The following is an 11592-nucleotide window of genomic DNA, read 5'->3' as shown; positions in this document are numbered from 1 at the left end:
ACAGCTAGCAGATCGTCGTCCGCCGAGTGTGGTGGGCTTGTACCTCTCCTCTGTTGCGGAGATCTCCGGGCAGGCGCGTCCCGCTGACGAGAGCCACAAACTCCAGGCGGAGTCTCTTCGGTGGTTGCTCTGATCACGTCGTTCGATACACTCGGAATGTGCATTTGTACTTCCTGTGACGGCTGAGTAAGGCCTACCGCGCTCGTTGAGTCATCCGAGCCTGCGGCGGCCGCTCGTTCTCGACCCTGCACGGGTCGCCGTCACCTTGCGCACCCTCGCACGCTTCATAGCCGTGCGGTGCGTCGTTTCCGAAGGATACGAATGCTCTCCCTCAACACCCCTCTACCAGCGCGCCATCGCGCGCAGCTCATCGCCTCCGACGTCTCCGTAACGCGCGGAGCCACCCCCGTCCTCAGCCACGTCGACCTCACGGTCACGGCCACCTCGCGAGTAGCGATCGTGGGCGAGAACGGCCGGGGGAAGTCGACGCTCCTGCACGTCCTCAGCGGCGCTCTCACCCCGGACAGCGGAGTAGTGCAGCGACTCGGGACGGTCGGCATAGCCGAACAAGAGATGCCGACCGGCGGCAACCGCACAGTGGGCCAGGCGGTCGCGGAAGCGATCGCGCAGCCGCTCGCCGCCGTTGCGGCCCTCGATTCGGCCGCGGTGTCACTCGCCGCAGGCGTCCCCGGCGCCGAAGAACGATACGCCGCCGCATTGGAACACGCCGAAGTCCTCGATGCGTGGGATGCCGAACGGCGGGTGCAGATCGCGTTGGAAGCACTCGACGCCGAAACGGAGCCATCCCGGCGCCTGGACGACCTCTCCGTCGGGCAGCGCTATCGAGTCCGTCTGGCGTGCCTGCTCGGCGCCGACGACGATTTCCTGCTCCTCGACGAACCCACAAATCACCTCGATCGAAGCGGCCTCGAGTTTCTGACCACGCAACTGCGGTCGCGAAACGGCGGCGTGGTCGTCGTCACCCATGATCGCGCGCTGCTCTCCGACGTCGCGGAGACGATCGTGGACCTCGACCCGACCCCGGATGACCGGGTGCGCGTGTACGGCAACGGTTATGCCGGCTACCGCGAGGGCCGGCGCGCCGAGCGCGAACGGTGGGAGCACGAATTCGAGCGACAGCAGACCGAGCTCGCGCGGCTGCAGGACAGTCTCAGCTCGGCGCAGAACCGACTCGTCTCGGGGTGGCGACCAGAGAAGGGAACCAACAAGCACGGACGGGCCACGCGCGCGGGCGGGCTCGTGCAGAGCGTGCATCGCCGGCAGGAGCAACTCGAAGCGCACGCGGTGACTGTTCCCGAGCCGCCGCAAGTGTTTCGCTTCCCGGAGCTTGCGACCCGAACCGGAGCGGTGCTGTTGAGCGTGGAGGACGTGACCGTGACCGGCAGGCTTACGCGCCCGGCGGCGTTCTCTCTGTCACACCGCGGGCGTCTCGTAGTGACCGGACCCAACGGGGCCGGCAAGTCCACACTGCTGAGCGTCGCAGCGGGAGACCTCCGCCCGGACACCGGCACCGTTCGTCGCCCGCAGAACGTGCGGCTCGCTTTTCTGCGCCAAGAGTCGGAGCTGCCGCTGGATCGTCGCGCGAGCGAGTTCTACGCAGCCCACGTCGACGCGCTCGTTCCATCGCGTGAGGCAGTCGGTCTCTCGCAGCTCGGGCTCCTGCGCGCCCGCGAATCGAGCAAGCGGATAGGTGAGCTGTCGATGGGCCAGCAACGGCGCCTCGAGCTGGCCCTGGTGCTCGCCACCAAGCCGCACGTGCTCTTGCTCGACGAACCGACCAACCACCTATCGATCGCGCTCGTCGACGAACTGACCGACGCGCTCAACGCCACCCAAGCGGCTGTTGTCGTATCCACCCACGACCGGCAGCTTCTCCGCGACGTCGAAGGCTGGCCGGCACTGCAACTGGAAGCTACGACCGAAAGCGAGGCGCTCGTATGACCCGCGAGACTCCCGACCGGCTGCGGGCGCTGCGCCCTCTCGCTACCCGCGACTACCGGCTGCTGTTCGCGGCCGTCGGTATCGAAGTCTTCGGCACCGGCATGTGGGCCATCGTCATGGTGTTTCAGGTGCTCGCACTCGACGACAGCCCCCTTGCCCTGTCAGCCGTCGCTACCGGGCTCAGCCTCGGCCTCTTCGCTTTCTCGGTCCTCGGCGGGGTGGTAGCCGATCGCTTCTCGAAGCGGCGGATCATCATCACCGTGCAGGGACTCACCGCGGCGGTCATGGCCGCCGTCGCGGTGCTGTCCCTCACGGGCGCGATCGAGTTGTGGCATGTCGGGCTCGCCTCGTTCGCCATGGGCGCGGGTAGTGCGTTCTTCTACCCGGCCTACAGCGCCTACCTCCCCCAAGTACTACCGCCCGAACAACTGCTCGCCGCAAACGGGCTCGAAGGGGCTCTCCGGCCCTCGATGGGGCAGGGCCTCGGACCCGCCCTCGGAGGGATCATCGTCGGGGCGTTCTTCCCCGCCATCGGAGCGGTCATCGTCGCCGCGTCCTACGCAGTCGCGTTCGTCATCACACTGTTCCTCAGCCGCCGGGAGGAAACCACCGAACCGGAACAGTCGCAGCAACGCACGAGCGTGTGGGGCGACCTCAAAGCCGGGGTCCGCTACGTCGCCCGCACCCGCTGGCTGCTATGGACCCTGATCTTCGGATCATCCCTCGCGCTCATCATCCAGGGCCCAATCGAGGTACTTCTCCCCTTCCTCACCCGCGACCGATTCGACGACGCCGAAGCAACGTTCGGACTACTACTCGCCGCCTACGGAATCGGAGGCGCCATCGGATCGCTCATCGTGTCGTCACTCAAACTGCCCCGGCGATACCTGACACTGATGATCGGCCTCTGGGGCGGCGGAACCCTCCCGCTCGTGCTCATCGGCCTCGCCAACAACCTAATAGTGATGCTCGCCACACTGTTCGCGGTCGGGGCTGCCACAGGAGCCGGCGTGGTGATCTGGGGCACACTGCTTCAACGCCTCGTGCCACCCGAAATGATCGGCCGTGTCGCCAGTCTCGACTTCTTCGTCTCCATCGCGTTCATGCCCGTCTCGATCGCCATCGCCGGGCCCCTATCGCTGATCGTGCCGATACCAGCCATCTTCATCGTGGCCGGCGTCGCGCCGACGCTGCTCGCCATCGTCGCGCTTCTAGCCGGACGCATGCGGGACGTCGAGACGAGACACCCCCTGGACACTTGACCCAGCGCCGCACTGCGTCCCTGATTGTTAGCGTCCTGGAAGGAATTGACTCGGCTTGGAGTTCTCGGGCCGCGGCTGCCTGAACCCACTCCGATGTGCCCTCAGCGGGGGAGGAAATCTGCTCTCGCGGCGACGAACTCGGAATTGTCGCGTTGCGAGAACTGCGACCATCGGCTCGCTGTCTGCGGCGTGATTCCCATCTGAACGGCCACGATAGCGGCGGGGAGGTCGCTAGCGAGGGCGAGCATGGCGTAGTTCCGGGCGATCCGCGGGCTGACCCCGGCCCGCGCTATCCACCGTCCGAGGGTCGTGGGATGGATCGGCTCGTGGTGTCGTCGGGGAGATGGGAATAGATACGATCCCTCACCGGCTCGCCGAGTCGCCCCCGGATTCTGCTCAGCTTCTTTCACGAGCTGCGCGAAGAGTTGAGCGACCGAGTTCGGGATCTCGATGGGTTCTGTCGATAGCGCGAGATACGTTCGTCCTCCGGCTGTACTGGTGTCGACAGTGGTGAGCCGGTGGATGCGGTCGGTTCGAGCTCCGTAAAGGAGCACGAGCAGCGCGGCAACCCTGGTCGCGAGGCTCACCGTGTCGTCCGACCCGGCGATAAACGTGCGGACCAGAGCGTGATGCTCGTCCTCCCCGCTGACCTCGCTCGGCCTGGCCTGCTGTCCGCGCTCGACGCGGAGTCCCGGATACTGGCCGGTGGACCTGAGCCACGAGATGAACGGTGCGATGTCGCCGGTGCGGGCTGCGTTGCCGCCGACCCACCGGTCTAGGACCTCCTGTGTCAGCGCGGAGAAGCCCGCCCCTTCTTGCTCGACGTGCTGCAGGAGTCGCGCGGCCGCGCGGATCCGTTCACGCGCGGAATCTGCGACACCGACCGTGGTACGGCGGCGTCCTGCCCGCCGCCGCACAGTCCGCAGCACCTTCCATTGTGCATAGGGAGTGATCTCGGCGGCATGGTGTGAAGGAAGCTGGATCAGGTACTCGTCGACCCATGTTTCGAGCCGCTCAGTCTGCTCATCTCGTACCGGGAGAACGCCGACGTCGACCAGGAGCGCACGGAGATGATGTCGCGCCTGCCCAGGCGGACACGCGTCAACGCGCGCATGCGTGATCGACTCTTCCGACCCGATCGCTCGGAGCAGAGCTCTCGGGGTGGGCTTGAGCAGCCATCTCATGGTCGAGTCCACGCGACCTCGATAAACGAGCGCGTCCGGGAGCCCGGCCAAACGCCCGGGGATCACCCCCGTCGCGGACGCGAGGAGGTCGCCGGCGGCTCGAACGACGGAGCAGCGGATGCAGGTGTTCTCGAAGTGCTGCTCACCCGGGGCGCCACACGTGGCACAGACGTAGTCGCGCGTCGACCCTGCACACGGCCCGCAAACGCGCTCCCCTCGGTCATCGCGACCGATGAGCGCTTTCACCTGCCCACAAGACCCGCAGCCGTCGGGGTGGCGGAGCTCGCGTCGATAGCACACGCCGCATATAGACCCGAGGGGCCAGGTCGTATGAACCGCGCGCTTCTCACCGCAGATGGCGCACTCGACGATGGGGGTGCGGTAGCAGCTGTGGCACAGATCTGCTACGCCATTCTGGTGGCGGGTTGCGACGCGTCGCTCCCGTCCGCATTGTCCGCACGCTCTGACCGGTGCGGAGTAGCAGCGCTGGCAGAGATCCTGACCGTCCACGATGGCGGTGACGTGATCGACACGGCCGCATCCCGCACACGCCCGCTTAGGGCGCGCGCAGTGCCCGCAGAGTGGTGCGCCGTCCTCGGCTCGAGCGCTGGGCGCACGGATGCGACCACAGCGCGAGCACTCCATACGTCGGCTGACGTTGTAGCACGGTCGGCAGAGCCCTCCACCGTCGGGGAGTCGTTTCACCCGCGGGGCGCGGCTTCCGCACTCGGAGCAAGGATGCTCCGGCACCACGGTCATTTCGAATGCCCGGGCCGATTGATCGTCGTTCGGCGGGCGGATACTCGGCTCTTCCGCGGGATGACTTCCCCGGAAGCCTTCCTGGCGGACGCCTCGACGATGCGGGGTTCGATGAGGTCGTTGGGTGTGCACTCAAGGATGTCGCACAGCGCGATCAGCGTAACCATGCTCAGGCGCTGCGGCTGACCCGTCACCAGCCGGTAGGTCTGCTCCCGGGAGAGCGCGACACCACGCTCAGCGAGCAGCGGCTGCAGGTCCGTCGTGGCGAACATTCCACGCTCCGCCATCTTCGCTCGCAGATGCCAGACGTAGTCCATCTCTTTCACCGTGCTGCCTCCTCGAAGTCGGCGCCGTAGCGGGTGTGAATAGCTTGGGTGAGCAGCCGGTTCCGGTACTCGTTAGAGACGCCGACGTAGATCGCGGTCGTCGAGGAAAACGAGTGCCCCACCTGCTCCTGAATGAACCGCTCCGGGTAGTCGAACTCCACCAGGTGCGTCACGTACGAGTGCCGCAACGAATGCAGATCCAACGAAGAGTCGATCCCCGCGGCATCACGAGCTGTACAGAACGCTTCGTTCGCCGCACGCCTGCTCAGCCTCGTGCCCCGTTCGGTCACCCACAGAGCAGGCGACGAACTCGACGATGACGACAACGCCGGCCGAACCTCATCGAGGTAGTGCGCCAGCGTCTCCGCGATCCAGCCCATCTCCGGAACGGTGAGCACCGTGCGCCGCTTCGACGGGCCCCCGCGGCTCGCTTTGCCATGGCGCACCGACAGTGCACCGAATCGGTCTAGGTGCGGCAGCTTCGCGTTGCGGCGGAGATCCACGAGATCAAGCATGACCGCCTCACGTCTTCGCAACCCGAACGCATAGACGCACTTGAGAAGCGCGGCGTCCCGCACGGCCTGAACCGCACCCTTTCGCCGTCGCGACAGGATCCGTGCGGCGAGCCCGTCGGCCGCATCGAACAGCGCCTGGACTTCGTCGAATGTCAACGGTCGCCGCGCGGCATCGCCCTCGTACTCGCTGACATGCACAATCGAGTTGTCCTCATGGAACACCTGTCTGGGTGCAGCGCCAAAACGCGCTTCACACTCGGACAGCCAGGGATATCGAGGATCAGTGATGTACTCGCAGAACATCTTGATGTCGATCTCGTATCCACGCAGCGTCGATAGCCGCAACGGCTTCACGCCCGAGCGCAGCTCACTGATCCACGCCTCCGCCTCCGCCGGCGTCCATTGCCACGGGTACATACCCGTGAAGTCCACGAACCGGCGCACGAGCCGCTCTCTCGCCGCAATCGTCGGAGCCTTCAAGAAGCGAGCAATCTGCTGGGCTCGCCACCCATTCAACATCCCGTCGAGCACGGCTCCCTCAGGGTCAAGATGAATGACATTCCGCGCGGAGACGAGCCGCTGCGCAGACGATGGATCAACTTCAAGCACATCCTCATGATGCATCCAATACAACATTGATGCAAATGAAGTACTCTGGGTGATCAAGAGTGGCGCAGAGACCCCCGGCCCCCTCGACATCCTTCTTGAGCTCAGGCTCTACCGCGCGGGCGATCGCGCTTCGCGCGTTGCATCGGATGGCAATATCGCCCGTTTTGCGATCGCATCGATGAGGTCCGGGCGAAACCCTGTCCAGGGCGCCATGCCGGGAACTTGGACCACCGGAAGCTGCGTCGAGCCTCCCGCCTGCGCCACTCGCCGCGCCGTCGCCGCCGCGTCGAGGTCTGCGTCGACGTCAACGGACTCGAACGCGATTCCCCGCTCGGTGAGCGCTCGGCACGTTGCCCTGCACTGCACGCATCCCTCTCGGCCGAACACTTGCACCTCGCCGGCTTCTGTCGCACTCATCGTCCCTGCCCCTTCCCCCTCACGTTCTTTTGCCGTGAAGGCGACTAGGGCGTGTCTCTTAAAGCCTTGAGCCAGATGGTGATGGCGCGTAGGACGACGCCGCCGCGATAGGTCAGGGCGAGTTTGTCGTAGCGGGTGGCCAAGGCGCGCCATTGCTTGAAGATGTTGAATCCGCGCTCGACGACGTTGCGGCGCTTGTAGGCCTCGGTGTCGTAGGTGACCGGGCGACCACCCTTGGCGCCGCGGCGCTTGCGGTTGGCGATCTGATCATCGCGTTCGGGGATGACGGCCTGGATGCCGCGCCGGCGCAACAGCTTGCGGTTGGCCCGGGAAGAGTAAGCCTTGTCACCCAGCGCCCGGTCGGGCCTGGTGCGTGGCCGGCCCCCACCCAGGCGCGGTACCCGCAGGGCGTTCATCACGTGCTCGAACATCGGGGAGTCCCCGCCCTGCCCGGGCCCGAGCAGCATCACCAGCGGCCGCATGTTCCCGTCGCACAGGTGGTGGATCTTCGTCGACAGGCCGCCGCGGGAGCGGCCGATGGCGTGATCAGGCGGCTCGATGCGCAGATTCGTGTAATTCGTCAGGTCCCCCTGTGTCCCGGGGCAGGTTGGTGGCGTGCTGATGGGCGCGGTTGATCGTGGAGTCCACCGAGACTTCCCAGTCGATCAGCCCGGCGGCGTCGGCATGGGCCAGCAGGACGCTGTGGATCTTGTCCCACGTCCCATCACCGCTGAAGCGGCGGTGCCGCTTCCACACCGTCTGCCACGGCCCGAAGCACCCGGGTAAGTCCCGCCACGCGATCCCGGTCCGGTAGCGATAGATGATGCCCTCCACCACGGTGCGATGATCGGCGAACGGCCGACCACGACGCCCCTGCGAGGACGGCATCAACGGAGCAATCAGCTCCCACTGCGCATCAGTCAGCAACTCCGTTCGAGACACACACCGAGCGTTCCAGCGACCAGCCCAAACCTTTGGGAGACACGCCCTAGTCGCTTTCCAGGAGAACTGGCTCTTCGCGCGGATGGCGAGCGACGTCTTGCCGAGTCTTTCCAGGATGATGATCGGGTTCATCGGCGCTGTGGTCATCGGCGTGGTCGTGGGGTTCGTTCTCGGTCAGGCGCACCGCCTCCAGGCGATGTTCGCACCCGTGCTCGAGTTCCTGCGCGCGATCCCTGCGGTCGCGTTGATTCCCCTCGTCATCATCGTGCTGGGCCTCGACGACACCGCGAAGGTGATTCTGATCACCTTCATCTGCCTCTGGCCCGTGCTCCTCAATACCGAAGCTGCAATCAGAGGAATGGACCCCGGACTGCGCGAGACCGCCCGGGTGTACGGCATCCACTGGTTCCGCTACGAGTTGCAGGTCGCACTTCCCGCGGCAGCTCCGCAGATCTTTGCCGGAATGCGCACGAGTCTTTCGCTCGCGCTCATCATGGTCGTCGTGAGCGAGATGATGGCGGGAGGCAACGGGATCGGCGTCTTCGTTCTTCAGTCGCAGAGGTCGTTCGCGATCACGGACATGTGGTCGGGCATCGTGCTCATCGGGATCTTCGGGTACGTGTTCAACCTGCTGCTCATCGTCGTCGAGAACCGGGTGCTCGCGTGGCACCACGGCGCGAACACCGCCGTGGAGTGACACCGCGGTCGAGAGGACGCCCTCACACCTCGATGCCGCCGCACCACACACGCAGAACGCGACGCGCGGCAGCGATGTCGGTGAGCGGATCGCCGTCCACCAGCACGAGGTCGGCTCGCAATCCGGGGGTGATCGCCCCCCGATCGTCGAGTGAGAACGCGTGCGCGGCCGTCGAGGTGGCAGCGCGCAGCGCTTCGGCTGTTGACAGGCCGGCGTCCACGAGCAGAGCGAGTTCGTCGTGCATGCTCTCGCCGTATGGCGGCATTGCCCGTTCGAGGAGCCCGATGGAGGCGTCTTCGTCGTGCATGCTCTCGCCGTATGGCGGCGATGCCCGTGTGAAGGACCCGGTGTAGGCGTCGGTGCCGGCCAGGACCGGAACGCCCGCGGCATGCATCGCGCGCGTGCTCTCGTGGGCGTGTGCATAGCTCACACCGGGAACGCCCGCTGCGGTGAGATTCGCGGCGACGCCTTTCATCATCGTCAAGGTCGGGATGAACACCGTGCCCTGGGCGAGCATCGTCTCAGCCGTCGCATCGTCGAGCGCGCGGTCGAGTGGAGCATGGGTGATCATGTCGGCCCCCGCAGCGAGGCTCATACGCACAGCTTCGTACAGGGCTGCGTGCGCGATGACCTTGAGCCCCCGCGCGTGCGCAGCAGCCACGAGTGCATCGAGCACGTCCTGGGTGGGACCGGGCAGATCGGCGATGATCTTGATGTAATCCACCCCGTCTGCCACCTGCACCTCTACGAACCGCTCCGCCTTGTCGGGGGAATCGACCAGCGCGACGTCCGGATAGGTCGGAATGCGGCTGTGCGTGCTGCCCTGAGATGTCGCCGCCATGCCGGCGGTGCGGAAGTCAGCGACTCCCCTCAGTCCCCGCAACGACTGGAACTGTGATGCGGGCCATGTCGCCATGTCCAGGCCGGTGGTGACACCGTACGTGGCGAGCGTCTCGAGGGACTCGCGCCCCTTCAGGTGCATGTGACAGTCGATCAGGCCAGGAAGGAGCACCGTACCTTCCGCGTTGACGACAGCGGCACCGACGACGACCGCATCCGCTGATCCGTCACCGATGCGCCCGTCGGGCTGGACGACGACCGTCGTGGGGGCGCTCAGACTGTGTCCGTCGAAGACCCTGGTGTTCGTGATCGCGGTCGCAGAGACTGCGCCGAGCGTGGAATCCGTCATGAACTGCTCCGTTCGAGGAGATGTAGATACGAGACATTATTGTTCACTATCGCGGCCAACGTACCACGACTCGGCTCCCCGTAGGCAAGAATCGTTGGATGACGACGCGGCGACGAGGTGCCCTGCTGACGCGCGCGATCTATCGGGCGACGCTGGAGGAGCTCGCCGAGTCGAATCTCGACAAACTGGCGTTCGACAGGATCGCGGCGCGTGCCAGCGCCGGCAAGGCATCGCTGTACCGGGCGCTGGTCGACCACCGGTGAACTCGTGCTCGCGGCGCTCACCGATCCGGAGGCGGGTTTCGAGCCACCGACGGCTCCCACGACGGGGACGGTCGCGGGCGATCTGCGAGCGGTGCTCACGGCGTTCGCCGCAGCACTCGATGAACCGCGTGGGCGCGCGCTCGAGCCCATCATGACGCGAAGGCGCGACCACCCGGAGCTATTCTGGACCGTTCAGCAGCGCGTGATCGAGCCGCTGATGGATGTTATCCTCGGGGTACTGCGCGCAGGAGTGGAGCGGGGCGAGGTCGACCGCGACGCGCTCACGCCCCGGGTCGCGGCCGTCGGTCTGCAGCTGCTCGTGCTGGAACACATGGCCGGACGCACAGATCCCGGCAACATCGCCGCGATGGTCGACGAAATCCTCCTACCGCTGACCCGACCCCGCACATATCGATGACGGGTCGTTCGGCGAGCGCAGGCGGATCAGACGTCGAGGAGCAGCCGGCGTCCGGCGCAGCGCGAGACGCACACCATCATCGTCGCGTTCGACTCCCGCTCCTCGGCCGTGAGGAACGAGTCGCGATGCTCCGGCGTGCCTTCCAGCACGTCGGTCTCGCATGTGCCGCAGACCCCAGACCGACAGGATGAGAGCACGGGGATCCCATTGTCTTCCAGGATCTCGAGGATCGACTTGTGCGGGGGCACGGTCAATGTTAGGCCGCTCTGGGCGAGTTCTACCTCGAACACCTCGTTGTGCGCTGAACGATCCGAGTCGCGCGGGGTGAACCGCTCCGGCTGGAGGGATCCCGGCCACCAGACGCTGCACTTGTTCTCGACGGCATCCAGAAGCGGTCCTGGACCGCAGCAGTACACCAGCGCCCCTTCGACGGGCGCTCCGAGCAACGAATCCAGATCGATCCTGCCCAGCTCGTCTTCGGGCACGTACGTCACGTGATCGCCGTACCGCGCGAGGTCAGCGCGAAGCGCCATCGTCGACAGCGAACGGCCCCCGTACACGAGGTTCCACTTCGCGCCGGCTGCCGCGACCTGATCGATCATGGGCTTGAGCGGCGTGATGCCGATTCCTCCCGCGATGAAGAGGTACTGTTCAGCATCCTTCAGCGCGAAATGGTTGCGAGGACCGCGCACCTGGATCTGCGCTCCCAGCTCCAGGGAGTCATGGATGTACTGGGATCCGCCGCGCCCCCTCGGCGGCGGCTCGCGCAACACGGCGATCTGCCACACGTCCTGGTCCGCCGGGTCCCCGCACAGCGAATACTGGCGGGTGAGCGCCGGAGTCACGATGACGTCGATGTGCGCACCGGGCGTCCATGCCGGAAAGGGATTGCCGTCTGGGCGGCGCAACGTCAGGACGGCAACGGAGTCACCGTCCATATGCTTGCTTGCCACCACCACCGGAATAGTGGTCTCTTCGACAGACACGACGTTGGCCTCCTTGCGAACTGCGTCTTCAACGATCGCCATTACCTAGGGCGTGTTGATCAA

General features: G+C 65.9%; 12 protein-coding genes. 5 read left to right on the top strand and 7 right to left on the bottom strand.

The genetic code is table 11. The features are described from left to right. Positions 1-321: 321 nt before the first annotated feature. The gene (locus Q1V87_RS01555; RefSeq protein WP_184219691.1) at positions 322-1962 is read left to right on the top strand and encodes an ABC-F family ATP-binding cassette domain-containing protein; all 1641 of its coding nucleotides are present in this window, start codon (positions 322-324) and stop codon (positions 1960-1962) included. Continuing rightward, the gene (locus tag Q1V87_RS01550; RefSeq protein ID WP_194384530.1) at positions 1959-3224 is read left to right on the top strand and encodes an MFS transporter; all 1266 of its coding nucleotides are present in this window, start codon (positions 1959-1961) and stop codon (positions 3222-3224) included. Before Q1V87_RS01555 ends, Q1V87_RS01550 begins: the two co-directional genes overlap by 4 nt. A 101-nt stretch (positions 3225-3325) precedes the next feature. Here Q1V87_RS01550 and Q1V87_RS01545 read toward each other — a convergent pair whose 3' ends face one another. The 5 genes from Q1V87_RS01545 to Q1V87_RS01525 form a co-directional block, all read right to left on the bottom strand. After that, positions 3326-4420: a hypothetical protein gene (locus tag Q1V87_RS01545; protein ID WP_071329987.1), complete on the bottom strand. Its 1095-nt coding sequence runs from the start codon at positions 4418-4420 to the stop codon at positions 3326-3328. 743 nt (positions 4421-5163) lie between these two features. Continuing rightward, on the bottom strand, positions 5164-5484 hold the full coding sequence (locus Q1V87_RS01540) for a helix-turn-helix transcriptional regulator (protein ID WP_071330018.1): 321 nt from the start codon (positions 5482-5484) through the stop codon (positions 5164-5166). Between the two features lie 5 nt (positions 5485-5489). Next, entirely contained in the window at positions 5490-6617 is a 1128-nt protein-coding gene (locus tag Q1V87_RS01535) for a tyrosine-type recombinase/integrase (protein ID WP_239264827.1), read from the bottom strand. A gap of 108 nt (positions 6618-6725) precedes the next feature. Further along, the gene (locus tag Q1V87_RS01530) at positions 6726-7034 is read right to left on the bottom strand and encodes a glutaredoxin domain-containing protein (RefSeq protein WP_217316634.1); all 309 of its coding nucleotides are present in this window, start codon (positions 7032-7034) and stop codon (positions 6726-6728) included. 44 nt (positions 7035-7078) lie between these two features. Continuing rightward, positions 7079-7976, bottom strand: a protein-coding gene (locus Q1V87_RS01525; protein WP_156172673.1) for an IS5 family transposase whose coding sequence is annotated in 2 segments (ribosomal slippage) — positions 7079-7615 and positions 7617-7976 — 897 coding nt in all. Because the reading frame shifts where the segments join, the coding sequence is not laid out codon by codon here. A 115-nt stretch (positions 7977-8091) separates the two neighbouring features. On the opposite strand from Q1V87_RS01525, the gene Q1V87_RS01520 reads away from it, so the two are divergent. Beyond that, positions 8092-8673, top strand: a complete 582-nt coding sequence (locus Q1V87_RS01520) for an ABC transporter permease (protein ID WP_005052801.1) — start codon at positions 8092-8094, stop codon at positions 8671-8673. A gap of 22 nt (positions 8674-8695) precedes the next feature. Here Q1V87_RS01520 and Q1V87_RS01515 read toward each other — a convergent pair whose 3' ends face one another. After that, complete coding sequence (locus Q1V87_RS01515; RefSeq protein WP_300590557.1) at positions 8696-9862, bottom strand: amidohydrolase family protein; 1167 nt, start codon at positions 9860-9862, stop codon at positions 8696-8698. Between the two features lie 98 nt (positions 9863-9960). Here Q1V87_RS01515 and Q1V87_RS01510 point away from each other — a divergent pair, with 98 nt between their 5' ends. Together Q1V87_RS01510 and Q1V87_RS01505 are read left to right on the top strand one after the other, a co-directional pair. After that, positions 9961-10125, top strand: a complete 165-nt coding sequence (locus tag Q1V87_RS01510) for a TetR family transcriptional regulator (protein ID WP_206398191.1) — start codon at positions 9961-9963, stop codon at positions 10123-10125. Positions 10126-10129: 4 nt separating this feature from the next. Further along, the gene (locus Q1V87_RS01505) at positions 10130-10543 is read left to right on the top strand and encodes a TetR-like C-terminal domain-containing protein (RefSeq protein ID WP_206398192.1); all 414 of its coding nucleotides are present in this window, start codon (positions 10130-10132) and stop codon (positions 10541-10543) included. Positions 10544-10569: 26 nt separating this feature from the next. On the opposite strand, the gene Q1V87_RS01500 is transcribed toward Q1V87_RS01505, so the two are convergent. Then, positions 10570-11571: a PDR/VanB family oxidoreductase gene (locus tag Q1V87_RS01500; protein WP_300590556.1), complete on the bottom strand. Its 1002-nt coding sequence runs from the start codon at positions 11569-11571 to the stop codon at positions 10570-10572. Between the last annotated feature and the right edge of the window lie 21 nt (positions 11572-11592).

The sequence above is a fragment of the Microbacterium sp. genome (assembly GCF_030149085.1).
Lineage (GTDB): Bacteria > Actinomycetota > Actinomycetes > Actinomycetales > Microbacteriaceae > Microbacterium.
This window is presented reverse-complemented; position numbering and strand designations above follow the sequence as displayed.